The 24,234-nt window shown below is 51.4% G+C and carries 24 protein-coding genes, 2 tRNA genes and 1 other RNA gene; 16 read left to right on the top strand and 11 right to left on the bottom strand.

Translation table 11 applies throughout. The features are described from left to right. Window positions 1–9: 9 nt before the first annotated feature. Entirely contained in the window at window positions 10–453 is a 444-nt protein-coding gene (locus tag E3U32_RS22400; RefSeq protein WP_029740417.1) for an Lrp/AsnC family transcriptional regulator, read from the top strand. An 84-nt stretch (window positions 454–537) separates the two neighbouring features. Here E3U32_RS22400 and E3U32_RS22395 read toward each other — a convergent pair. The 5 genes from E3U32_RS22395 to E3U32_RS22375 form a co-directional block, all read right to left on the bottom strand. Then, a non-coding RNA gene (locus E3U32_RS22395) (RtT sRNA) lies at window positions 538–668 on the bottom strand. A gap of 45 nt (window positions 669–713) precedes the next feature. Then, window positions 714–798 (bottom strand) — tRNA-Tyr (locus E3U32_RS22390). Between the two features lie 35 nt (window positions 799–833). Beyond that, a tRNA-Tyr gene (locus tag E3U32_RS22385) sits at window positions 834–918 on the bottom strand. A gap of 158 nt (window positions 919–1,076) precedes the next feature. Continuing rightward, window positions 1,077–1,919 (bottom strand): formyltetrahydrofolate deformylase, encoded by an 843-nt coding sequence (gene purU, locus E3U32_RS22380; protein ID WP_023335983.1) that lies wholly within the window; start codon window positions 1,917–1,919, stop codon window positions 1,077–1,079. A gap of 47 nt (window positions 1,920–1,966) precedes the next feature. Next, on the bottom strand, window positions 1,967–2,425 hold the full coding sequence (locus tag E3U32_RS22375; RefSeq protein WP_134350567.1) for a YchJ family protein: 459 nt from the start codon (window positions 2,423–2,425) through the stop codon (window positions 1,967–1,969). Window positions 2,426–2,540: 115 nt separating this feature from the next. On the opposite strand from E3U32_RS22375, the gene rssA reads away from it, so the two are divergent. The 3 genes from rssA to galU all read left to right on the top strand — a co-directional run bounded on the left by rssA (window position 2,541) and on the right by galU (window position 5,657). Further along, the gene (rssA, locus tag E3U32_RS22370; protein WP_134350566.1) at window positions 2,541–3,443 is read left to right on the top strand and encodes a patatin-like phospholipase RssA; all 903 of its coding nucleotides are present in this window, start codon (window positions 2,541–2,543) and stop codon (window positions 3,441–3,443) included. 91 nt (window positions 3,444–3,534) lie between these two features. Continuing rightward, the gene (gene rssB, locus E3U32_RS22365; protein ID WP_134350565.1) at window positions 3,535–4,548 is read left to right on the top strand and encodes a two-component system response regulator RssB; all 1,014 of its coding nucleotides are present in this window, start codon (window positions 3,535–3,537) and stop codon (window positions 4,546–4,548) included. 200 nt (window positions 4,549–4,748) lie between these two features. Then, window positions 4,749–5,657, top strand: a complete 909-nt coding sequence (gene galU, locus E3U32_RS22360; RefSeq protein WP_134350564.1) for a UTP--glucose-1-phosphate uridylyltransferase GalU — start codon at window positions 4,749–4,751, stop codon at window positions 5,655–5,657. A gap of 199 nt (window positions 5,658–5,856) precedes the next feature. Here the strand turns inward: galU and hns are convergent, their stop codons facing one another. Then, window positions 5,857–6,270 carry a histone-like nucleoid-structuring protein H-NS gene (gene hns / locus E3U32_RS22355; protein ID WP_008502781.1) on the bottom strand — a complete coding sequence of 138 codons (414 nt, stop codon included), beginning with the start codon at window positions 6,268–6,270 and terminating at the stop codon, window positions 5,857–5,859. A gap of 551 nt (window positions 6,271–6,821) precedes the next feature. On the opposite strand from hns, the gene tdk reads away from it, so the two are divergent. Continuing rightward, entirely contained in the window at window positions 6,822–7,436 is a 615-nt protein-coding gene (tdk, locus tag E3U32_RS22350; RefSeq protein ID WP_134350563.1) for a thymidine kinase, read from the top strand. A gap of 68 nt (window positions 7,437–7,504) precedes the next feature. Here the strand turns inward: tdk and adhE are convergent, their stop codons facing one another. After that, a complete protein-coding gene (gene adhE, locus E3U32_RS22345; RefSeq protein ID WP_134350562.1) occupies window positions 7,505–10,183 on the bottom strand; it encodes a bifunctional acetaldehyde-CoA/alcohol dehydrogenase in 2,679 nt (892 codons plus the stop codon). A 478-nt stretch (window positions 10,184–10,661) separates the two neighbouring features. Between adhE and E3U32_RS22340 the strand changes: the two genes are divergently transcribed. The 7 genes from E3U32_RS22340 to E3U32_RS22310 all read left to right on the top strand — a co-directional run bounded on the left by E3U32_RS22340 (window position 10,662) and on the right by E3U32_RS22310 (window position 18,552). Continuing rightward, window positions 10,662–11,309 carry a YchE family NAAT transporter gene (locus E3U32_RS22340; protein WP_023312098.1) on the top strand — a complete coding sequence of 216 codons (648 nt, stop codon included), beginning with the start codon at window positions 10,662–10,664 and terminating at the stop codon, window positions 11,307–11,309. A gap of 774 nt (window positions 11,310–12,083) precedes the next feature. Continuing rightward, window positions 12,084–13,715, top strand: a complete 1,632-nt coding sequence (oppA, locus tag E3U32_RS22335) for an oligopeptide ABC transporter substrate-binding protein OppA (protein WP_134350561.1) — start codon at window positions 12,084–12,086, stop codon at window positions 13,713–13,715. A gap of 84 nt (window positions 13,716–13,799) precedes the next feature. Then, window positions 13,800–14,720: an oligopeptide ABC transporter permease OppB gene (oppB, locus tag E3U32_RS22330; protein ID WP_134350560.1), complete on the top strand. Its 921-nt coding sequence runs from the start codon at window positions 13,800–13,802 to the stop codon at window positions 14,718–14,720. Between the two features lie 14 nt (window positions 14,721–14,734). After that, window positions 14,735–15,643, top strand: coding sequence for an oligopeptide ABC transporter permease OppC (oppC, locus tag E3U32_RS22325; protein ID WP_047348245.1), 909 nt, complete (start codon window positions 14,735–14,737; stop codon window positions 15,641–15,643). A gap of 11 nt (window positions 15,644–15,654) precedes the next feature. After that, window positions 15,655–16,668 carry an ABC transporter ATP-binding protein gene (locus tag E3U32_RS22320; RefSeq protein ID WP_134350559.1) on the top strand — a complete coding sequence of 338 codons (1,014 nt, stop codon included), beginning with the start codon at window positions 15,655–15,657 and terminating at the stop codon, window positions 16,666–16,668. Beyond that, window positions 16,665–17,669 (top strand): murein tripeptide/oligopeptide ABC transporter ATP-binding protein OppF, encoded by a 1,005-nt coding sequence (gene oppF, locus E3U32_RS22315; RefSeq protein WP_114977023.1) that lies wholly within the window; start codon window positions 16,665–16,667, stop codon window positions 17,667–17,669. Before E3U32_RS22320 ends, oppF begins: the two co-directional genes overlap by 4 nt. A 46-nt stretch (window positions 17,670–17,715) precedes the next feature. After that, window positions 17,716–18,552, top strand: coding sequence for an ion transporter (locus tag E3U32_RS22310; RefSeq protein WP_134350558.1), 837 nt, complete (start codon window positions 17,716–17,718; stop codon window positions 18,550–18,552). A 31-nt stretch (window positions 18,553–18,583) separates the two neighbouring features. On the opposite strand, the gene E3U32_RS22305 is transcribed toward E3U32_RS22310, so the two are convergent. Together E3U32_RS22305 and cls are read right to left on the bottom strand one after the other, a co-directional pair. Continuing rightward, entirely contained in the window at window positions 18,584–18,913 is a 330-nt protein-coding gene (locus E3U32_RS22305; RefSeq protein ID WP_006810881.1) for an HI1450 family dsDNA-mimic protein, read from the bottom strand. 33 nt (window positions 18,914–18,946) lie between these two features. After that, window positions 18,947–20,407 (bottom strand): cardiolipin synthase, encoded by a 1,461-nt coding sequence (cls, locus tag E3U32_RS22300; protein WP_134350557.1) that lies wholly within the window; start codon window positions 20,405–20,407, stop codon window positions 18,947–18,949. Window positions 20,408–20,551: 144 nt separating this feature from the next. Between cls and E3U32_RS22295 the strand changes: the two genes are divergently transcribed. The 3 genes from E3U32_RS22295 (at window position 20,552) to E3U32_RS22285 (ending at window position 22,517) form a co-directional block, all read left to right on the top strand. Further along, window positions 20,552–20,725 carry a YciY family protein gene (locus tag E3U32_RS22295; RefSeq protein ID WP_021240326.1) on the top strand — a complete coding sequence of 58 codons (174 nt, stop codon included), beginning with the start codon at window positions 20,552–20,554 and terminating at the stop codon, window positions 20,723–20,725. A 108-nt stretch (window positions 20,726–20,833) separates the two neighbouring features. Beyond that, complete coding sequence (gene leuE / locus E3U32_RS22290; protein ID WP_134350556.1) at window positions 20,834–21,469, top strand: leucine efflux protein LeuE; 636 nt, start codon at window positions 20,834–20,836, stop codon at window positions 21,467–21,469. Window positions 21,470–21,563: 94 nt separating this feature from the next. Then, complete coding sequence (locus E3U32_RS22285; protein WP_134350555.1) at window positions 21,564–22,517, top strand: bifunctional helix-turn-helix transcriptional regulator/GNAT family N-acetyltransferase; 954 nt, start codon at window positions 21,564–21,566, stop codon at window positions 22,515–22,517. Between the two features lie 41 nt (window positions 22,518–22,558). Here the strand turns inward: E3U32_RS22285 and E3U32_RS22280 are convergent, their stop codons facing one another. Beyond that, on the bottom strand, window positions 22,559–22,855 hold the full coding sequence (locus tag E3U32_RS22280; RefSeq protein WP_047348250.1) for a YciI family protein: 297 nt from the start codon (window positions 22,853–22,855) through the stop codon (window positions 22,559–22,561). A gap of 220 nt (window positions 22,856–23,075) precedes the next feature. Between E3U32_RS22280 and tonB the strand changes: the two genes are divergently transcribed. Further along, window positions 23,076–23,798: a TonB system transport protein TonB gene (gene tonB / locus E3U32_RS22275; RefSeq protein WP_134350784.1), complete on the top strand. Its 723-nt coding sequence runs from the start codon at window positions 23,076–23,078 to the stop codon at window positions 23,796–23,798. 38 nt (window positions 23,799–23,836) lie between these two features. On the opposite strand, the gene yciA is transcribed toward tonB, so the two are convergent. Beyond that, on the bottom strand, window positions 23,837–24,232 hold the full coding sequence (gene yciA / locus E3U32_RS22270) for an acyl-CoA thioester hydrolase YciA (protein ID WP_008502796.1): 396 nt from the start codon (window positions 24,230–24,232) through the stop codon (window positions 23,837–23,839). Window positions 24,233–24,234 lie beyond the last annotated feature (2 nt).

Here is a 24,234-nt window from a genome sequence, read left to right as displayed (position 1 = left end):
GTGAAAACGATGGAATACCTTCTCGATGATATCGACCGACAAATTCTAGCCTGTCTGGTCGAGGATGCGCGCATGTCCCTGAAGGTGCTCAGCGGGCGTATCGGTCTGACGTCACCCAGCACGGCAGAGCGCCTGAAACGGCTGGAAGAGCGTGGCGTGATTCAGGGGTATGGCGCACGGGTGAATCTGGCGGCGCTAGGGTATACGCTGCAGGCGCTGGTGCGCGTGCGGCCTTTGCCGGGATTATTGCATAAGGTGGATAAGTACATTCAGGCGATGCCGGAGTGTATTGAGAGCGACAAAGTGACCGGTGAAGACTGCTTTGTTATCCGGCTGGTGGTGCGGTCAATCGAGCAACTGGATGTGTTGCTGGACGGGCTGGCAGAACATGCCCAGTGCAATACGTCGATTGTGAAAAGCTCGCCGGTGAAGCGACGCTTGCCGCCGATGTAGCTGTCTGTTGCCGGGTGGCGGCTGCGCCTTACCCGGCCTACGAAGGTGGACTCGGTTCGATTTTGTTATGATTTTTGGAAGTGATGGTGGTGGGGGAAGGATGACTCGGCGCGTTGCGCCTCGCCCTTCGGGTCGTTGCCTGCGGCAACGCTTTCTCGCTACGCTCGAATCGAACCTTAGTCGAAGCTTCTCATCCTTCCCCGTTACGGAAATGCATGATGCCCGGTGCGAACAGAAAGTTTAGAGTCATTTAAAAGTGATGGTGGTGGGGGAAGGATTCGAACCTTCGAAGTCGATGACGGCAGATTTACAGTCTGCTCCCTTTGGCCGCTCGGGAACCCCACCAGGGGTAATTCAAATTTTGAGGTGATGCTGAGAGATGGTGGTGGGGGAAGGATTCGAACCTTCGAAGTCGATGACGGCAGATTTACAGTCTGCTCCCTTTGGCCGCTCGGGAACCCCACCACGGGGCAATGCTTTTTTACTGGCCTGCTTCCTGCTGGAAGCGGGGCGCATCATATCAAATGAGACGCCCCTGTAAAGCATTCCTTTAGGGAAATGAAGCTGTTTGCCTGCTTTTTATCCGTAAAGGCGCAAAGCTAATCAATTCATTTTCCGAAAGATTAAAGAATGATGGTTCTGTTGCCGTACACGAAGACCCGCTGCGCCAGCACCTGATACAGCGCACGACTCAGCACATTCTTCTCAACGTCACGCCCCGCGCGCATCATATCTTCGGCAGTGTAGGTGTGATCTACATGAATCACGTCCTGCATAATGATTGGACCTTCGTCCAGGTTGTCATTCACGTAGTGCGCGGTCGCACCGATGATCTTCACACCGCGCTCGTACGCCTGGTGGTATGGGCGTGCGCCAATAAAGGCCGGCAGGAACGAGTGGTGAATGTTGATGATCTTGTTCGGGAAGCGCGCTACGAAGGATGGCGTCAGCACGCGCATATATTTCGCCAGAACAACGTAGTCCGGGTTATGCGCTTCAATGGCCTGCGCCATCAGATCGTCGTGTTCTTCACGGGTATGGCCTTCGTGGCTGACCAGCTCGAACGGAATATCAAAACGTTCGACCAGCGTGCGCAGCGTCTCGTGGTTGCCGATAACGGCAGCAATTTCGACGTCCAGACCGCCATAGTTGGCTTTCATCAGCAGGTCGCCAAGACAGTGTGCTTCCTTGGTCACCAGAATCACGACGCGGCGTCGGCCTGCGGGGGTCAGTTCACGCACGGAACCTTCCGGCAGCGCGCTGTCCAGATCGGCAAGCAGGGTGGTGTCGTTGAAAATACCTTCCAGTTCGGTACGCATGAAGAAGCGACCGGTACGGTGGTCAACGAACTCGTTGTTCTGCACGATATTCAGTTCATGTTTGTAACAAATGTTGGTAATTCGTGCGATCAGTCCTTTTTGATCGGGACAGATGGTGCGCAGAACTTTACGTTGTAATGATTGCATCGCCGGGAAATCCTGTTTGTATTTGCGAAGTCTGGGTTGTCAGGCAGCTACTGCCCGCAACACTTTTTAAATTTTTTACCTGAACCACATGGGCAGGGATCGTTACGACCAAACTGCGGGCGCGTTCCGTCAATATAATACCATTGCCCGCTTTCCTTTAAGAACCGGGAACGTTCGATAATGGCACCGGGCTTATTATTCTCGGTAAAGCGGGCTACAAAACTGACATAACCTTCATCAATATGATTGCCTGCTGAGGATTCATAGACGGTAAGGCCGAGCCATTGCGTGTTCGCGAACCCGGCTTCGATGTCCTGTCTGAATTCGGCTGCGTGGCAGGACGGGTGCCAGGTTTTGATCAGATAGTCTGCGTCTTTGATCACAAAAGCAGTGTACCGTGAACGCATGAGGTGTGACGGGTCTGGCGCAACCTGATCGCCAGAAAGATATCGCTGGCAACATAGGCTATACTCCAGAGCGCTACCACAAGGGCAGAGTTGAGACACGATTCTCTTCCTGGAACAAAAAAATAAGGGCGTAAAACGCTTCGGGTAGCACTATGTTAACTGAGCTGTTGCATTGACGCTATGTCAGGAATCCAGGGGACGTAAAACAGGGCTAATGAGAAAGGTTAAAATTGGACTGGCGCTGGGCTCAGGTGCAGCCCGGGGATGGTCACACATCGGCGTGATTAATGCTTTAAATCAGATGGGCGTTGACGTCGATATTGTTGCAGGGTGCTCAATAGGATCGCTTGTCGGCTCCGCTTATGCGTGCGGGAAGCTGCCGGAACTCGAGACCTGGGTACGCTCCTTCAGTTACTGGGACGTGCTGCGTCTGATGGACCTCTCATGGCAGCGCGGTGGGCTGTTGCGCGGCGAGCGCGTCTTTAATCAGTTTCGCCAGGTTATGCCTCTTGAAGACTTCACTGATTGTCACATGCCTTTTGGCGCCGTTGCGACGAATCTCAGCACGGGTCGCGAACTTTGGCTCACCGAAGGGGATATCCATCTTGCTGTGCGTGCCTCCTGCAGTATGCCGGGGTTAATGGCGCCTGTCCCGCATAACGGTTACTGGCTTGTCGATGGTGGAGTCGTTAACCCGGTTCCCATCTCGCTGACGCGTGCAATGGGGGCAGACATCGTCATTGCCGTGGACCTGCAGCATGACGCTCATCTGATGCAACAGGACCTCATGCCGGTCAATCTCCAGAGCGAAGATGCAGAAGGCGAGAAACTGGCCTGGCATGCTCGCCTGCGCGGAAGAATCGGGCGTATGGCCGCGCGACGCTCGGTTGCTGCGCCCACGGCGATAGAAATCATGACCACTTCAATCCAGGTGCTTGAGAATCGCCTTAAGCGCAATCGTATGGCCGGCGATCCGCCAGATATTCTTCTTCAACCTTACTGTCCGCAAATCTCTACCCTTGATTTCCATCGTGCTGAGGCCGCCATCGCAGCGGGCTCGTTAGCCGTCGAAAAGAAAATGGACGAATTGCTACCTTTTGTGCGAACAGCACGTTAAGCACCTTTTTTTGACTACTTCAGCAAAATCTGACAGGCGATAGTGCCGATCGCATGCCACTATTTAGTAACTGTCAGCCAGGGGAGGAACCATGACGCAGCCATTGGCCGGAAAACACATTTTGATTGTTGAAGACGAGCCCGTTTTCCGATCGCTACTGGATTCGTGGTTATCCTCACTGGGGGCAATCACGTCACTGGCTGAAGATGGCATCGACGCGCTGGAAAAAATGATCAGCATTACGCCCGATTTGATGATTTGCGACATTGCGATGCCGCGTATGAATGGACTGAAGCTGGTTGAACATCTGCGTAATGAAGGCAACCAGACGCCGATTCTGGTGATATCTGCCACAGAGAATATGGCTGATATCGCCAAAGCGTTGCGCCTTGGGGTGCAGGATATACTGCTTAAACCGGTCAAGGATCTGAACCGGTTACGGGAAACGGTGTTAGCGTGCCTTTATCCAAATATGTTTAATTCACGGGTAGAGGAAGAAGAGCGCCTTTTCCAGGACTGGGATGCCCTGGTCAGCGATCCGCCTGCCGCGGCGAAACTTTTGCAAGAGCTCCAGCCGCCCGTTCAGCAAACCATTTCACATTGCAGAATAAATTATCGTCAGCTGGTGTCCGCAGACCAACCTGGACTGGTGCTGGATATTGCACCGCTGTCTGATTCCGATCTTGCGTTTTATTCTCTTGATGTCACCCGCGCGGGGGATAATGGTGTCTTAGCGGCGTTACTCCTTCGTGCGCTATTTAATGGTTTACTGCAGGAACAGTTATCACATCAGGGGCAACGGTTGCCGGAGTTAGGCAGTTTGCTCAAACAGGTAAACCAGCTTTTTCGTCAGGCAAATTTACCGGGACAGTTTCCGCTGCTGGTCGGTTATTACCACAGCGGTTTAAAGAATCTTATCCTCGTTTCTGCCGGCCTCAACGCTTCACTGAATACCGGTGAACATCATATTGAGGTGAGTAACGGTGTGCCGCTTGGGACATTGGGAACGGCTTATCTTAATCAAATTAGCCATCGCTGTTCTTCCTGGCAGTGCCAAATTTGGGGTGCCGGGGGACGACTACGCTTAATGTTGTCCACGGAATAAGCAAATGGATCGTAATTTTAAGATTGCTTTACCTGTGTTTTACGGGGAGTGCTACTATCGCTGCCCAGATTCATGCGTATTTATCCTAATTGATCGGCAACGCGTTCTTTTCAGACCCGGACTGTGGGGCGAGGCTGATATACTTAACGCGTTATTTATTGCATAAAAGTTCAAAACTTGAACAGCTCAGGAGAATTTGAATGGCTGCCCTAAATTCGAAAGTCAGAAAGGCCGTCATCCCGGTAGCGGGATTGGGGACCAGGATGTTACCAGCAACTAAGGCGATTCCTAAAGAAATGCTGCCTCTGGTTGATAAGCCATTAATCCAGTATGTCGTTAATGAATGTATCGCAGCCGGCATCACGGAAATTGTGCTGGTTACACATTCATCAAAAAACTCTATCGAAAACCATTTCGATACAAGCTTTGAACTTGAAGCCATGCTGGAAAAACGTGTTAAGCGTCAGCTGTTAGAAGAAGTTCAGTCTATTTGCCCTCCGCACGTTACCATTATGCAGGTTCGTCAGGGGCTGGCTAAAGGTCTGGGCCACGCTGTGCTATGTGCACATCCTGTTGTGGGTGATGAGCCTGTAGCGGTAATTCTGCCAGACGTTATTCTGGACGAATATGAATCCGATCTTTCTCAGGATAATCTGGCTGAGATGATCAAACGTTTTGACGATACAGGTAGTAGCCAGATCATGGTTGAGCCTGTTGACGACGTAACGGCTTACGGTGTGGTTGACTGCAAAGGTGTTAACCTTGAACCGGGTGAAAGTGTGCCAATGATTGGCGTGGTAGAGAAGCCTAAAGCCGACGTAGCGCCTTCGAACCTGGCCGTTGTAGGTCGCTATGTCCTGAGTGCTGAAATCTGGCCTCTGCTGGCGAAAACGCCTCCAGGAGCAGGTGATGAGATCCAGCTGACTGATGCCATTGATATGCTGATCGAGAAAGAGACCGTTGAAGCTTACCATATGAAGGGTAAGAGCCATGACTGCGGTAATAAGCTCGGTTATATGCAGGCATTTGTTGAATATGGCATTCGCCACAACACCCTTGGTGAAGAATTTAAAGCCTGGCTCAAAGAGAACGTAGGTATTAAGAAATAAGCCAGCATTGCTAATGTCTGAAACCGGTGAGGCGCTGCCCACCGGTTTTTTTATGCCCGTAACACTCCGAAGCCCACTGAAAGTAAGCGCCCTGAAATAGCCGAATAACGTTTTATGACAGAGTGTAAGGGGATGTTTGCGATAAATTTTGGTTAAAAAAAATCCCGCATAATGCGGGATTTTTCTGAATGCGGCTTGATTAATCCTTGATCAGGAAGTCATCCAGCTGTTTACCTTGCTCATCCATGGCTTTCTTGATAACAGCAGGAGTACGACCCTGGCCAGTCCAGGTTTTAGTTTCGCCGTTCTCGTCAACGTAGCTATATTTAGCAGGACGGGCAGCGCGCTTAGCTTTAGTACCGGTTTTAGCTGCAGCCATGCTGTTCAGCAATTCATTTGGATCGATACCATCAGCAATCAGCATTTCACGATATTGCTGCAGTTTACGCGTACGCTCTTCGATTTCAGCAGCAGCAGCGCTTTCTTCTTCGCGACGTTCATTAACTACAACTTCTAATTTTTCCAGCATTTCTTCAAGCGTTTCGAGGGTGCATTCTCTTGCCTGCGCACGAAGAGTACGGATGTTGTTCAGAATTTTAAGTGCTTCGCTCATTGTAGTAATCTCAAACTTATAATGGGGGGGGTGGTTTGTTGACCTAATAATAGAGCCATAAATTCAGTTGTGCAATAGCCAGGAATGTAAGGAATTCAAAAAATACTAAATAATGCCGCTATTATTAATTACGCTAACTTAAATTTCATCACCCGACAGTCTCGCTTGTTATCACGTAAACCTGCCTAACCCGGCCGATTGCATCTTTTTTTTGTGACATTTACCGCAGGAATTATAGTTGCGGTAGAGAAATATCAGCCTTTTGTATTAGTTCCCACCAGTGATGTTAAGACTGAAATAGTTAATAAATAGTGAATTTTAATGAACGGTGATTCCACTATAAAAAGAAGTGTTATGTTTGGCTGAACTTATAACATATTGGCCTGGCTGAACGCGTTTACTTCATGTTTTAACGGATTATTTTCGAAAACAGAAGACCCGGATCTCCGCTGCGAACCGTGTCGTCTGTGCGCTGTATCGCTGATGACCAGACAAAATATGGTACAATCAATCATTGGGAATATTACACATTGATTAGGGTTTTACGGCCAATGGCACAACTTTATTTCTACTATTCGGCAATGAATGCAGGGAAATCCACCGCGTTGCTGCAGTCCTCGTACAATTACCAGGAACGAGGGATGCGTTCCGTTGTTTATACGGCTGAGATAGACGATCGCTTCGGTGCAGGGAAGGTGAGTTCCAGAATAGGTCTCTCGTCGCCTGCCAGACTGTTTAACCCGAAAACTGACCTGTTTGAGGACATTCGTACAGCGCATGCTGCGCAGCCCATTCACTGTGTCCTGGTAGATGAGAGCCAGTTTCTGACGCGTGAACAGGTTCATGCGCTTTCAGAAGTGGTCGATGAACTCGATATTCCCGTTCTTTGTTACGGGCTGCGTACGGATTTTCGCGGCGAACTCTTTGCCGGGAGCCAGTATTTGCTCGCCTGGTCGGATAAACTTGTTGAACTGAAAACAATCTGTTTTTGCGGCCGTAAAGCCAGTATGGTGCTTCGTCTCGACCAGGCCGGGAAACCTTATGCAGATGGTGAGCAAGTGGTGATAGGCGGTAATGAACGCTATGTTTCGGTCTGCCGTAAGCATTATAAAGAAGCGTTGTCTGTAGGCTCGCTGACAGCGATTCAGCACGACAACAGAAAGTAACGTCAGCTTTATTATTCAGACATAAAAAAACCCGCCATACAGGCGGGTTTTTATCATCAGACTGTCAGTTAAGCGCTTTTCTTCGCTTTCTTGTCAGCTTTAATAACAGGAGCTTCTGTTTTCACAGCGGCAACGTCGCTTTCTTTGAACTCACGACCGTAGAAGGTATCCAGCAGAATCTGTTTCAGCTCAGAGATCAGTGGGTAGCGCGGGTTAGCACCAGTACACTGGTCATCGAATGCATCTTCAGACAGCTTGTCTACGTGAGCAAGGAAGTCAGCTTCCTGAACGCCTGCTTCGCGGATAGATTTAGGAATACCCAGCTCAGCTTTGATGCTGTCCAGCCATGCCAGCAGTTTCTCAATCTTCGCAGCAGTACGGTCGCCCGGTGCGCTCAGACCCAGGTGGTCTGCAATTTCAGCGTAACGACGACGCGCCTGAGGACGGTCGTACTGGCTGAATGCAGTCTGCTTGGTTGGGTTATCGTTAGCGTTATAACGGATAACGTTGCTGATCAACAGGGCGTTCGCCAGACCGTGAGGAATGTGGAACTGAGAACCCAGTTTGTGTGCCATAGAGTGGCAAACACCCAGGAAGGCGTTGGCAAACGCGATACCGGCGATGGTTGCTGCACTGTGAACACGCTCACGCGCTACCGGGTTTTTAGAACCTTCGTTGTAAGACGCTGGCAGGTTTTCTTTCAGCAGTTTCAGCGCCTGCAGTGCCTGGCCATCAGAGAACTCAGAAGCCAGTACGGAAACATAAGCTTCCAGGGCGTGAGTTACTGCATCAAGACCACCGAATGCACACAGCGATTTCGGCATATCCATAACCAGGTTGGCATCAACGATAGCCATGTCTGGAGTCAGCGCGTAGTCAGCCAGTGGGTATTTCTGACCTGTTGCGTCATCAGTTACAACCGCAAACGGTGTAACTTCTGAACCGGTACCGGAAGTGGTCGTTACTGCGATCATCTTCGCTTTCACGCCCATTTTCGGGAACTTATAGATACGTTTACGGATATCCATAAAGCGCAGCGCCAGTTCTTCAAAGTGGGTTTCTGGATGCTCGTACATGACCCACATGATTTTCGCGGCGTCCATTGGGGAACCACCACCCAGTGCGATAATCACATCAGGTTTGAAGGAGTTAGCCAGCTCAGCACCTTTGCGAACAACGCTAAGGGTAGGGTCAGCTTCAACTTCAAAGAATACTTCAGTTTCAACGCCAGACGCTTTCAGCACAGAGGTGATCTGGTCAGCGTAGCCGTTGTTGAACAGGAAACGGTCAGTCACGATGAGCGCACGTTTGTGGCCATCAGTAATCACTTCATCCAGCGCGATTGGCAGAGAGCCACGGCGGAAGTAGATAGATTTCGGAAGTTTGTGCCACAACATGTTTTCAGCTCGCTTAGCAACGGTTTTCTTGTTGATCAGGTGTTTTGGACCAACGTTTTCAGAGATGGAGTTACCACCCCAGGAACCACAACCCAGAGTCAGGGAAGGTGCGAGTTTGAAGTTGTAAAGGTCACCGATACCACCCTGAGAAGCCGGGGTGTTAATCAGGATACGCGCAGTTTTCATCATCTGGCCGAAGTGAGCGACGCGTTCTGGCTGGTTATCCTGGTCGGTGTACAGGCAAGACGTGTGACCGATACCACCCATGGCAACCAGTTTCTCGGCTTTCTCTACCGCGTCTTCGAAATCTTTCGCACGGTACATTGCCAGCGTAGGAGACAGTTTTTCGTGTGCAAACGGCTCGCTTTCGTCGACAACTTTCACTTCACCGATCAGGATTTTGGTTGTTGCCGGAACGGTAAAGCCTGCGAGTTCAGCGATTTTGTACGCTGGCTGACCTACGATAGCGGCGTTCAGCGCGCCATTTTTCAGGATGATGTCCTGAACCGCTTTCAGCTCTTTGCCCTGCAGCATGTAGCCGCCGTGGCTGGCGAAACGTTCACGAACGGCGTCGTACACGGAGTCTACGACAACAACAGACTGTTCGGATGCACAGATAACGCCGTTATCGAAGGTTTTAGACATCAGCACGGAAGCAACAGCGCGTTTGATGTCAGCAGTTTCGTCGATAACAACAGGGGTGTTACCTGCACCCACACCGATGGCCGGTTTACCGGAGCTGTATGCTGCTTTAACCATGCCAGGACCACCCGTCGCCAGGATCAGGTTAATGTCCGGGTGATGCATCAGCGCGTTGGACAGCTCAACAGAAGGTTGGTCAATCCAGCCAATCAGATCTTTAGGTGCGCCAGCAGCGATAGCAGCCTGCAGGACGATATCCGCAGCCTTGTTGGTTGCGTCTTTCGCACGTGGGTGTGGAGAGAAGATGATAGCGTTACGGGTCTTCAGGCTAATCAGCGATTTGAAGATGGCAGTAGAGGTTGGGTTAGTTGTCGGAACAATACCGCAGATGATGCCGATAGGTTCAGCGATAGTGATAGTACCGAAGGTGTCGTCTTCAGACAGCACGCCACAGGTTTTCTCATCTTTATAGGCGTTGTAGATATACTCTGAAGCAAAGTGGTTTTTGATCACTTTATCTTCAACGATACCCATGCCGGATTCGGCAACGGCCATTTTAGCGAGAGGGATTCGAGCATCTGCAGCAGCCAGTGCGGCCGCGCGGAAGATTTTATCAACCTGTTCTTGGGTGAAATTGGCATATTCACGCTGGGCTTTTTTAACGCGCTCGACGAGGGCGTTCAGTTCAGCGATATTAGTAACAGCCATAATGCTCTCCTGATAATGTTTAAACTCTTTTAGTAAACCAGCGCTCGATACGTCACACAGTATAGACAGAGCCGATACGACTTGCGTAACATAAAGTAAAACAAAGGGTTACTTTATGCTTCAGCACACTAATTTACTAAAAGAGCCTTACCTTAGCATCATCCGTTTTTGTCAGGTGATCTCCCTGGGGGCGTAACCAAGATTACTCACTTCTGAGTACGGAAATTATGATCTGCGTCAATTTTACCCCAAGCTGATACCTTTCAGCAGGGTTATTTCTTTGAGATTTTTCCAGTGTTAAATAATTACGTAAGTATTGGAAGCGGCGCTATCATTGATTATACATATGTTTAACATCCTGAAATGATAACGTTTTGGCACAGATTTCAAGTGAAGTATGCTAATAAAAAGGGTATCTTCAGCGCGATTTCTCATAACAAATTATCAATCCCGGGCATATGTATAAGCGGAGCAAAACGTGATCCAAACGCTCTTTGATTTTCCAACGTATTTTAAGTTTTTTATTGGTTTGTTTGCCCTGGTCAACCCGGTGGGGATCATTCCTGTCTTCATTAGTATGACGAGTTACCAGACGGCGGCGGCCAGGAACAAGACCAACCTCACCGCTAACCTCTCAGTGGCTATCATATTACTGACCTCCCTTTTTTTGGGTGATGCCATTCTTCAGCTCTTCGGGATTTCGATCGATTCTTTCCGCATCGCGGGTGGGATCCTAGTGGTGACTATCGCCATGTCCATGATCAGCGGGAAGCTGGGCGAGGATAAACAGAACAAACAGGAGAAGTCAGAAACCGCCATCCGGGAAAGCATCGGCGTGGTGCCACTGGCATTACCGCTCATGGCCGGTCCTGGCGCCATCAGTTCAACCATTGTCTGGGGCACGCGTTACCATAGCCTGATGCATCTGATTGGCTTTTCAGTCGCTATTGCCCTTTTCGCGCTGTGTTGCTGGGGGGTATTCCGCATGGCACCCTGGCTGGTGCGCTTGCTGGGGCAGACGGGCATTAACGTCATCACGCGTATCATGGGCCTGTTGTTGATGGCGTTAGGGATAGAATTCATTGTCACGGGGATTAAAAGCATTTTCCCTGGCTTGTTACACTAATATTTCATATGAAAGAACGGAGCTACGGCTCCGTTTTTTTTTTACGTAATTATCAGCAAATCATATAACTAAAGTTGAAATGCTCACATATCATAATAAATTCTACTAATAATGTTCATCTCTTGTATTTCAATAAGTTATTAATCCCGCCTCAGTCTGCCTGCGCAGAAAACCTTCGATCGCTCTGTTATTTTACTCACATGATACTCTGGGGCTTGCTGAGAGATAACCGAAATGATATTAGTAATTTCAACATTCCCTTAGAGGAATGTGCTAAATAATAACCAGTTGTTAAATTTTTGTACAAAGTTGCTCAGTGATAGCGCAGCGACGCGCGCATAGAGAGGTTTTTCTCTATCATGTTGAATATCATGTCTTTTTTATGGTGTTTGATGTCTGGCAGGGCTGCCCCCAACGATACGGTGCTCACCGTAAAAGAGAATTGCTTAACAAATTTGCAAAATGTATTGGCGCGCGTTTACGCCATTTGATACTTTCCGGCCTAATATTTTGCAGCGTAAAACAATCAGATGAGAATTATTTTCATATAGTTCTCTTCTCAGATATCCAGCACGGATCTCAAACAGGGGAGGTCTGTGACGAATCGACGCAAGACGGCCATACGAGCGGTCAGTAATAAAAAAAGTCGGTGATAGCAAGCAGTAAAAGAAGAACCTGACAGCAGCAAAAAAAACTCCTGCGCTGTACAGGCCCCAACAGGGGATTACACAGCTGGCGAAGGCCAGTAATTATAATGAGTGGAGTACCAACACAATGTCCATCATCACAAAAAAAAATCTGGTAGCGGCGGGGATTTTAACTGCGCTAATCGCGGGCAACGCTGCAATGGCTGCGGACGTTCCTGCAGGTGTTCAACTGGCAGAGAAGCAGACGCTGGTTCGTAATAACGGTGCGGAAGTTCAGTCTCTGGATCCGCACAAAATTGAAGGTGTTCCTGAGTCTAACGTTAACCGCGACCTGTTCGAAGGCTTGTTGGTCACTGACGTTGACGGCCACCCGGCACCGGGTGTGGCAGAGAAATGGGAAAATAAAGATTTTAAAGTCTGGACCTTCCATCTGCGTAAAGATGCAAAATGGTCCGACGGCACTCCGGTCACCGCCGAAGATTTCGTATATAGCTGGCAGCGCCTGGCGAACCCAAATACCGCCTCTCCGTATGCGAGCTACCTGCAATATGGCCACATCGCCAACATTGATGACATCATCGCGGGCAAAAAACCCATTACCGACCTGGGCGTAAAAGCGATTGATGCCAATACTTTTGAAGTGACGTTGAGCGAACCTGTTCCGTACTTCTATAAGCTGCTGGTTCACCCGTCCGTTTCTCCTGTTCCAAAATCCGCTGTGGAAAAATTTGGTGAGAAATGGACTCAGCCTGCCAATATCGTGACCAACGGCGCCTATAAGTTGAAAGATTGGGTAGTCAACGAACGTATGGTTCTTGATCGTAACCCGCAGTATTGGGACAACGCGAAAACCGTTATTGATCAGGTGACCTACCTGCCAATCTCTTCCGAAGTGACTGATGTTAACCGCTACCGCAGCGGTGAAATCGACATGACGTATAACAACATGCCGATTGAACTGTTCCAGAAACTGAAAAAAGAGATCCCTAAAGAAGTTCACGTCGATCCGTACCTGTGTACCTATTACTACGAAATCAACAACCAGAAAGCACCGTTCACCGACGTACGCGTCCGTACTGCGCTGAAGCTGGCACTGGATCGCGATATCATCGTGAACAAAGTGAAAAACCAGGGCGATTTGCCGGCATACAGCTATACCCCTCCATACACCGATGGCGCGAAACTGACTGCGCCAGAGTGGTTCAAAGAAACGCAGGAACAGCGTAACGCGGAAGCGAAGAAACTGCTGGCCGAAGCGGGCTACACCGCTGACAAGCCGCTGACCTTCAGCCTGTTGTACAACACCTCTGACCTGCACAAAAAATTGGCTATCGCCGTCGCCTCGATCTGGAAAAAGAACCTGGGCGCAAACGTGAAGCTGGAAAACCAGGAGTGGAAGACCTTCCTCGACAGCCGCCATCAGGGCACCTTTGATGTGGCGCGTGCTGGCTGGTGTGCGGACTATAACGAACCGACCTCCTTCCTGAACACCATGCTGAGCGACAGCTCAAACAACACCGCGCACTATAAGAGCCCGGCGTTTGACAAGCTGATTGGCGATACTCTGAAAACCACTGACGAAGCACAGCGTACTGAACTGTACTCTAAAGCTGAGCAGCAGCTGGATAAAGATTCCGCGATCGTTCCGGTTTACTACTACGTTAACGCCCGTCTGGTGAAACCGTGGGTAGGTGGTTATACCGGTAAAGACCCGATGGATAATATCTACGTTAAAAACTTGTATATTATCAAGCATTAATGGCAATGAGTGGGGCGAGTTTGCTCGCCCCACGGTGTCTAACCAACGTCACATTATATAGGCACACGCCAGAAGGTACGGGCAATGTTTAAATTTATCCTACGTCGCTGTCTTGAAGCGATTCCAACGCTTTTTATTCTAATTACGATTTCATTCTTCATGATGCGTCTTGCACCGGGAAGTCCATTTACCGGTGAGCGTACGCTGCCGCCAGAAGTCATGGCGAATATCGAAGCGAAATACCACTTAAACGATCCTATCTCCACCCAGTATTTCAATTATCTGAAGCAGCTGGCCCACGGTGATTTTGGACCGTCATTTAAATATAAAGACTATTCCGTTAACGACCTGGTCGCCTCCAGCTTCCCGGTTTCGGCTAAGCTGGGTGCTGCGGCATTCATTCTGGCCGTCGTTTTCGGGGTCACCGCAGGCGTTATCGCCGCGCTCAGACAAAATACCAAATGGGATTATGCCGTAATGGGGGTGGCGATGACCGGGGTAGTCATACCCAGCTTCGTTGTCGCGCCATTACTGGTAATGATATTTGCCATCACGCTGAAGTGGTTGCCTGGCGGGGGCTGGAACGGTGGGGCATTAAAGTTCATGATTTTGCCGATGGTGGCATTATCTTTGGCGTACATCGCCAGTATCGCGCGTATCACCCGTGGTTCAATGATCGAGGTGCTACACTCGAACTTCATTCGTACCGCGCGCGCAAAAGGGCTACCGATGCGCCGGATTATTTTACGCCACGCGCTCAAACCGGCGCTGTTGCCCGTACTCTCCTATATGGGACCGGCATTCGTCGGGATCATCACCGGTTCAATGGTCATCGAAACGATCTACGGCCTGCCAGGCATTGGTCAGCTGTTCGTTAACGGTGCGCTCAACCGTGACTATTCACTGGTACTGAGCCTGACTATTCTCGTCGGGGCGCTGACCATTCTCTTTAACGCTATCGTCGATGTGCTGTATGCCGTCATCGATCCGAAAATCCGTTACTAACACTGGAGCACGCCATGATGTTGAGTAAGAAAAACAGCGAGGCGCTGGAAAACTTCAGTGAAAAACTGGAAGTAGAAGGTCGTAGCCTCTGGCAGGACGCGCGCCGTCGTTTTATGCACAACCGTGCAGCGGTTGCCAGTCTGGTTGTTCTGGTGATTATCGCGCTGTTTGTGACCCTGGCGCCGATGCTGTCGCAATTTACCTATTTCGACACCGACTGGGGCATGATGTCCAGCGCGCCTGATATGGAATCCGGCCACTATTTTGGCACGGACTCCTCCGGACGCGATCTGCTGGTGCGTGTCGCTATCGGTGGTCGTATCTCGCTGATGGTCGGTATCGCTGCCGCGCTGGTGGCGGTGATTCTGGGGACGCTTTACGGCTCACTTTCCGGCTATCTTGGCGGCAAAGTTGACTCCGTAATGATGCGTCTGCTGGAAATCCTGAACTCCTTCCCGTTCATGTTCTTCGTTATCCTGCTGGTGACCTTCTTCGGCCAGAATATCCTGCTGATCTTCGTGGCCATCGGGATGGTATCCTGGCTGGATATGGCACGTATTGTTCGCGGCCAGACGCTGAGCCTCAAACGTAAAGAGTTTATCGAAGCCGCGCAGGTGGGGGGCGTCTCTACCGGAAATATCGTGGTTCGCCATATCGTTCCTAACGTACTGGGCGTGGTAGTGGTGTACGCCTCACTGCTGGTGCCAAGCATGATTTTGTTTGAATCCTTCCTGAGCTTCCTTGGTCTGGGTACGCAAGAGCCACTGAGCAGCTGGGGCGCGCTCCTGAGCGATGGCGCAAACTCAATGGAAGTATCACCCTGGCTGCTGCTTTACCCGGCGGGTTTCCTGGTCGTCACCCTGTTTTGTTTTAACTTTATCGGCGATGGCCTGCGTGATGCCCTCGACCCGAAAGACCGTTAAGGAGCGCCGTCATGACAATTATTGAAACGGCCACTGCGCCACAGGCGCAACAGCAGAACAATCTTCTGCTGGATGTGAAAGATCTCCGTGTGACCTTTAAAACGCCGGACGGGGATGTTACCGCCGTCAACGATCTCAACTTCAACCTGCGCGCGGGCGAAACGCTGGGGATCGTCGGTGAATCCGGCTCGGGCAAATCCCAGACCGCCTTTGCGCTGATGGGGCTGCTGGCATCTAACGGTGTCATTGGAGGTTCCGCAAAATTCAACGGCCGTGAAATTCTCAACCTGCCGGAGCACGCGCTGAACAAGCTGCGCGCCGAACAGATCTCGATGATTTTCCAGGATCCGATGACCTCGCTGAACCCGTATATGCGCGTTGGCGAACAGCTGATGGAAGTGCTGATGCTGCACAAAGGCCTGGGCAAAGCTGAAGCCTTTGAAGAGTCCGTTAAAATGCTGGATGCGGTGAAAATGCCGGAAGCGCGTAAGCGTATGCGCATGTTCCCGCACGAGTTCTCTGGCGGTATGCGTCAGCGCGTGATGATTGCGATGGCGCTGCTGTGCCGGCCAAAATTGCTGATTGCCGATGAACCTACCACCGCGCTGGACGTCACCGTTCAGGCACAAATCATGACCCTGCTGAACGAGCTGAAGCGTGAGTTCAACACGGCGATTATCATGATCACCCACGACCTGGGCGTGGTTGCGGGCATTTGTGACAAAGTGCTGGTGATGTATGCCGGTCGAACCATGGAATACGGCAAAGCGCGCGATGTGTTCTATCAGCCTGCGCATCCGTACTCGATTGGCCTGCTGAATGCGGTCCCGCGTCTCGATGCGGAAGGGGAAGCGCTGCTCACTATTCCGGGCAACCCGCCAAACCTGCTGCGTCTGCCAAAAGGTTGTCCGTTCCAGCCGCGCTGTCCGCACGCGATGGAGATCTGCAACAGCGCGCCGCCGCTGGAAGAGTTTGCACCAGGCCGTCTGCGCGCCTGCTTTAAGCCGCAGGAGGAGCTGGTATGAACGCATTAGATGAAAAACGTAACGTGCTGCTCGAAATCGCAGATCTTAAAGTGCATTTCGATATCAAAGACGGCAAACAGTGGTTCTGGCAGCCGCCGAAGACCCTGAAAGCGGTGGATGGCGTCACGCTGCGTCTGTACGAAGGGGAAACCCTGGGCGTGGTGGGCGAATCCGGCTGCGGTAAATCGACCTTCGCGCGAGCAATTATCGGTCTGGTAAAAGCCACCGGCGGCAAGGTGGCCTGGCTGGGTAAAGATCTGCTGGGCATGAAACCCGACGAGTGGCGCGACGTGCGCAGCGATATCCAGATGATATTCCAGGATCCGCTGGCGTCATTAAACCCGCGTATGACTATCGGTGAGATTATTGCCGAGCCGCTGCGTACCTATCATCCAAAGATGGCGCGTCAGGAAGTACGCGATCGTGTTAAGGCGATGATGATGAAAGTGGGGCTCTTGCCTAACCTCATCAACCGCTATCCGCACGAATTCTCCGGTGGCCAGTGCCAGCGTATTGGTATTGCGCGTGCGCTGATCCTCGAGCCGAAGCTCATCATCTGTGATGAGCCAGTTTCCGCGCTGGACGTTTCTATTCAGGCGCAGGTGGTGAACCTGCTGCAGAAATTACAGCGTGAGATGGGACTGTCGCTGATCTTCATTGCACATGACCTGGCCGTGGTGAAACACATCTCTGACCGCGTGCTGGTGATGTATCTGGGTCATGCCGTGGAGCTGGGCACCTACGATGAGGTGTACCATAACCCGCTGCACCCCTACACCAAAGCGCTGATGTCCGCGGTACCGATCCCCGATCCCGATCTGGAAAAGAATAAAACGATTCAGCTTCTGGAAGGGGAATTGCCCTCACCGATTAACCCGCCGTCGGGCTGCGTCTTCCGCACGCGCTGCCCAATGGCCGGGCCGGAGTGTGCGAAAACGCGACCGGTTCTGGAAGGCAGTTTCCGACATGCGGTTTCCTGCCTGAAAGTAGACCCGTTATAATCGCAAGGGCTGACATGATGTCAGCCCTTATCTTTGCGAGGTTATTGTGTCGCGTTTATTCACGTCAGCCCGTCAGCGGCTTTATCATTTATTATTCGATCCTGAAACGGTATCCGGGCGACGCTTCGAAGGTCTCTGTGGTTTATTTGCGCTCCTCAGCGTGGTTGTCATCTTTATTGAATCGGGTGCCGGGACGCAATACCACCTGACGTTTGACGAATGGCATATCTTTGTCTGGCTTGAACTGGTGATAACCCTGGTCTTTACCGCTGAATATGTCCTCAGAGTGGTTACCTGGCCTAATCCGGCCCGATATGTTTTCAGCTTTTGGGGGGTTATCGATTTAGCTACCATCCTGCCGCTCTATGTGATGTGGCTGTGGCCGGAAATCAGCCTGAGCTATGTCTTTGCCTGGCGGGCGATGCGCGTTATTCGGGTATTGCGTATTCTGAAATTACTGCGTTTTATGCCGTCATTGCGCATATTCTGGAGTGCGATCGTTAGCGCGCGACATCAGCTTATTCTGTTCTATTCATTTATTGCCATCGTCATGATTGTTTTCGGCGCGTTGATGTATTTGATAGAAGGGCCGAAATATGGCTTTACGACGCTCAATGCGTCGGTGTACTGGGCAATTGTGACCGTCACGACCGTGGGTTACGGAGATATCACTCCCCATACGCCACTGGGCCGCATTGTGGCGTCCGTGCTAATTTTGATTGGATATTCGGTGATTGCTATCCCGACGGGACTCATTACTACACACATGAGCAACGCATTTCAGAGCCGCAAGCAGCAGCGTAAATGCCCGAGCTGCCATCAGGGTGAACATGAACACAGCGCGCGGTTTTGTAACCGCTGCGGAAGTGAATTGCCGGAGTAAATAAAAAAGGCTGCAATCGCAGCCTTTTTTATTATTCGCGCCAGAGTATATGGCACAGCTTGTGGTCTTTCTCGCGACACAACAGGACGCGGGCGAAGATGTCGTTAATTTCGCCGCCATCTTCATCGGCCAGCCCAATCACCACTTCGGCAAAGAAGTCAGGATTAAGGTCAAAATCCACGTGTTCAGCCCAGTCTTCTGAAGGGTCGAACAGTTCAGCACCGCCGCGCTCTTCGAATTGCAAATTAAAGAGGATCACGTCTGCGGGATCGAGATTATCAACCGCCAGTTCGAGAAAAATGTCATAGGCCTGCTCGAGCGTTTCGTCTTCGGTCAGGCGATTGTTCAGATCCATTTCCATGATGACTACCTGTTTAACATCGTTGGGCACGTTTTACAGCAACGGACTAAAGAAGTAAAACAGTCGTTCGGTAATTCTCTGCCACAGCGGACGTTTTACCCACAGCCGGGCATCCAGCAGCCGAGAGCGCGAGATATAATCATCCTGCACCGCCGCCAGATCGCCGCCAAAGCCGGCATCATCAATCACCAGCGTGATTTCAAAGTTTAGCCACAGGCTACGCATATCCAGGTTGACCGTCCCCACAAGACTCAGTTCACCGTCGACGAGAACGCTCTTGGTGTGGAGCAAGCCGCCTTCAAACTGGTAAATTTTCACCCCGGCGGCCAACAGTTCGCTAAAGAATGCGCGGCTGGCCCAGCCCACCAGAAGGGAGTCATTTTTGCGTGGCAAAATGATGCTCACATCGACACCGCGCTGCGCTGCGGTACAGATCGCGTGCAGGAGATCATCGCTGGGGACAAAGTAGGGCGTCGTCATGATCAAATATTCACGCGCCGAGTACGTTGCCGTCAGCAGCGCCTGATGGATCAAATCCTCCGGGAAGCCCGGCCCCGAGGCAATGGTATGAATGGTATGACCGCTGGCCTCTTCAAACGGCATAATATTGCCATCCGGTGGCGGCGGCAGGATACGCTTGCCGGTCTCTATCTCCCAGTCGCAGGAGTAGACGATCCCCATCGAGGTGGCAATCGGCCCCTCCATGCGCGCCATCAAATCAATCCACTGGCCAACCCCCGAGTCCTGTTTGAAGAAGCGCGGGTCAACCATATTCATGCTGCCGGTGTAGGCAATATAGTTATCGATCATGATCATCTTACGATGCTGACGGAGATCCATCCGACGCAGAAATACACGCAGGAGATTTACCTTCAGCGCCTCAACCACTTCGATACCGGCATTGCGCATCATGCCCGCCCAGGGGCTACGGAAAAATGCCACGCTGCCCGCGGAGTCAAGCAGCAGGCGGCAATGAATGCCGCGCCGCGCGGCTGCCATCAGCGATTCAGCAACCTGGTCGGCCATCCCGCCGGGTTGCCAGATGTAGAAGACCATCTCGATATTATGGCGGGCCAGCTGGATATCGCGGATTAACGCCTGCATGACGTCGTCGGATGAGGTCAGCAGCTGGAGTTGATTGCCTTTAACGCCGCCAATTCCCTGACGGCGCTCGCACAGCTTAAACAGTGAGGAGGCGACGCTGCTGTTCTCCTCGGCAAAGATATGTTTGCAGGCTTTAAGGTCATGGAGCCACTTTGCGGTCGAGGGCCACATGGCGCGGGCCCGCTCGGCACGGCGTTTACCCAGATGAAGTTCACCGAAGGAGAGATAGGCAATAATTCCTACCAGCGGCAGGATGTAGATTATCAGAAGCCAGGCCATGGCAGAGGGTACGGCTCTGCGCTTCATCAGGATGCGTAATGTCACACCCGCGATTAACAGCCAGTATCCCAAAATGACCAGCCAACTCACCACGGTGTAGAAGGTTGTCATAGGTAAAAAAATCCTTTTGAAAGCGTATTGTTAAGAGTGTACGCATCAGGATTCATCTGGCAAATAAAAACGCCAGGTAAAAGCGCTGGTTTGCAGCCGGGTTGGGTTTATAATGGCGGCTCTGTTAGAGAAAGAGTTGTAGACATGAAGCGCAGTAGAACAGAAGTAGGGCGCTGGCGCATGTTGCGACAGGTGAGTCGTCGCAAGGCTCGTTGGCTGGAAGCACAATCCCGCCGCAATATGCGTATTCACGCCATCAGAAAATGTGGAATGACCAGACATCGTAACGCGTTGCTGTTCGCAGTCCAGGATATCTGAGAACCATGAGGGCACCGTAATGGTGCCCACTGTTTTTATAGCGTCTGATTTTTAGGAATAGCGTATTTGCAGCGATATTCCTGTTGTGTTTAGCAAAAGGAGGGAGAAGTGTTTGCGGAGTTTGGTGTACTGAATTTCTGGACGTACGTTGTCGGCGCATTTTTTATCGTGCTGGTGCCAGGGCCAAATACCCTGTTTGTGTTGAAAACCGGGATCGGTCACGGTGTTAAAAAAGGCTATCTCGCCGCGACAGGGGTATTTATCGGCGATGCGGTACTGATGTTTCTGGCCTGGGCAGGCGTTGCTGCATTAATCCAGACCACCCTGGTGCTGTTTAATATCGTGCGCTATCTCGGGGCCTTCTATCTGCTGTGGCTGGGCGGTAAAATGCTCTGGTCGGTAATCACCCGGCAGAATCATGCTCACGAGAGTGGAACCGAGCCTGCCAGCACGATCATGAAACGCTCGCTGGTGTTAAGCCTGACGAATCCAAAAGCGATTCTGTTCTACGTATCTTTCTTTGTTCAGTTCATTGACGTGAATGCTGAGAACACAGGCACCTCTTTCCTGATCCTCGCCACCACGCTTGAACTGATAAGCTTTATGTACATGAGTTTCCTGATCTTCTCTGGCGCGTTTGTGACGCGTTATCTGAAAACTAAAAAGAAACTGGCAAAGCTGGGAAACGGGCTGATAGGGTTACTGTTTGTCGGGTTTGCGGCGAGGTTGGCGTCGCTACACTGATTGAATGAAAGGCTCCTGCGAGAGCCTTTTTAATTCTATTTGACAGCCTTTTACTATTTGGTTGTATAGTACAACTAAATAGTGAGGGCATAATATGCACAGCGAAGCTCCCATAGTCAGCGTTATCCGTAGTTCCTCGCGTCTGATGGTGCGAGAGTTAGGTTTTATGGCTTCCACTCTGGCCTCAACCCCTTACTCTCCCTCGGCCGTGCACACCCTTGTCGAAATAGCATTACGCAAGGAAATGACGGCGGGTCAACTGGTGAAGCTGCTGGGGCTGGAAAAATCCAGCGTCAGCCGGATGCTGGCTCGCCTGATTGCCGCGGGTGAACTTGAAGAGGTGGTGTCCACTGACGATGCCAGAACAAAATGTCTCAGGTTGACTGCGAAAGGCCATGAGACAGTCCAAAAAATTAATACCTACAGCAACGAGCGAGTTGTCTCAGCGATAAAGCTCCTGAAACCCGCTCAGCAGCAGACCATCTCTCAGGGATTATCCCTTTACGCCAATGCGCTACTGGCGTGTCGTGAGATGACTGTCGATACCCGCCCCGACGAGCTTAAGATTGTGCAGGGCTATCTACCTGGCATGATTGGCCGCATTGCAGAAATGCACGGGTGCTATTACGCACGCGAGCATAATTTTGGTCGCTTCTTTGAGGCCAAAGTGGCTTCAGGTCTGGCAGAGTTCAGTGGCAGGCTGGACAAGCCATGTAACCAGGTCTGGCTGGCGATGATGAACGACAGGATCGTGGGGTCGGTGGCAATCGATGGAGAGGACTTAGAACAGGGCGAAGCCCACCTGCGCTGGTTTATTATCGACGACGGCTGTCGGGGTCATGGCGCTGGAAAAAAATTACTCGCCGAAGCCATGCTGTTTTGCGACAGCGCCGGGTTTTCAACCGTGCATCTCTGGACATTTAACAAGCTGACCACCGCCCGGCGGCTGTACGAATCGTTTGGTTTTACGCTGGTTAAAGAGTGGGAAGGCGACCAGTGGGGAAGCCTCATGACGGAGCAGCAGTTTACCCGGCACAGAGACGCGTAGCCGCCACCATAAAAAAGGCTCCTTTCGGAGCCACTTTGGTATCAGAACACTTTCTTGTATGGTCGAACCGTGACTTTCGCATACACGCCCGCAGCAACGTACGGGTCAGCGTCAGCCCAGGCCTGAGCGGCTTCCTGGGATTCAAACTCGGCAATGACCGTGGAGCCCGAAAAACCGGCGGCACCCGGGTCATTGCTGTCTACTGCAGGCATTGGGCCAGCGGTCAGTAACCGACCTTCATCCTGGAGCAACTGTAAACGCGCGAGGTGAGCAGGGCGTACAGACTGGCGTTTTGCGAGTGAATCAGCAACATCTTCAGAGTAAATCACGTAAAACACGGCGAAGCTCCTTAACCGGTAAAAGTGTCAGTTACGTTATGTGAAAGGGCAAACGACTGCAATGTAAAATAAAAACAATGTTAATGCCCTGATCTGAATGCCCCTTTTTTAGCCTCTCATGCGCTAAAGTTGCGCCAGAGCAAAGTGTCTTATTGAATATGATTGCTATTTGCATTTAAAATCAGTGTTCGATTTTTTAACGTTGATGAATATGACTTCGATGACCCTTGATTTACCTCGCCGCTTTCCCTGGCCGACGCTGCTTTCTGTCGTGATTCACGGTGCCGTTGTGGCGGGTTTGCTGTACACCTCGGTTCATCAGGTTATTGAAATGCCCGCGCCCGCGCAGCCGATTTCGGTGACGATGGTATCGCCAGCGGATCTCGAACCGCCGCAGGTTGCACCGCCACCGCCACAACCCGTTGCTGAACCGGAGCCAGAGCCCGAGCCCGTTCCGGAGCCGCCGAAGGAAGCCCCGGTGGTTATCCATAAACCTGAACCGAAGCCAAAACCGAAGCCGAAGCCAAAGCCGATGAAAAAGGTCGAGGAGCGTCCGAAACGCGAAGAACGTCCGGTTGAACCGCGCGCGACCCAGCCGGTTGAAAATGCAGCGCCTTCACGTCCGGTGATGAACAATACGGCAACGGCCGCAAAGCCGACGGTAACCGCGCCAGCGGGTCCGCGTGCCGTGAGCCGCAACCAGCCACAGTATCCGCCTCGCGCTCAGGCCTTACGTATTGAAGGCCGCGTGCGGGTGAAATTTGACGTCACGGCGGATGGTCGCGTTGATAACGTGGAAATTTTGTCTGCTCAACCTTCTAATATGTTCGAGCGAGAAGTGAAATCGGCGATGCGCAGATGGCGTTATGAGCCAGGCAAGCCAGGGAATGGGTTGATAGTGAACATTGTTTTCCGCCTGAACGGCGGGGCGCAGATGGAATGAAAAAAGCCTCCTTAGGGAGGCTTTTTTTTGCCTGTCTGTCAGGCCTGTGGAAGTTGACGAGGTTTACCCTCGCTGTCTACTGCGACATAAATAAACAGCGCTTCTGTAGCTTTATAGCGTTGTCCAATCGGCTCAGAAGAGACTTTCTTCACCCATACTTCAATATTGATTGAAATAGAGGTATTGCCGCGTTTGACGCAGCGCGCGTAACAGCAAACCACATCACCCACCGCAACCGGGCGCAGGAAGGTCATGCCGTCCACTCTCACGGTCACCACGCGCCCGTGGGCGATCTCTTTTGCCAGAATTGCGCCGCCCATATCCATCTGCGACATCAGCCAGCCGCCAAAAATATCGCCATTGGCATTGGTGTCAGCGGGCATTGCCAGTGTGCGTAAAACCAGTTCGCCCTGAGGGGCGTTAGTTGTTGTCATTG

This window comes from Lelliottia nimipressuralis (genome assembly GCF_004402045.1).
GTDB classification, from domain to species: Bacteria; Pseudomonadota; Gammaproteobacteria; order Enterobacterales; family Enterobacteriaceae; genus Enterobacter; species Enterobacter chinensis.
Note: the sequence above shows the minus strand (reverse complement) of the source record. Positions and strands in the feature narration are given on the sequence as shown.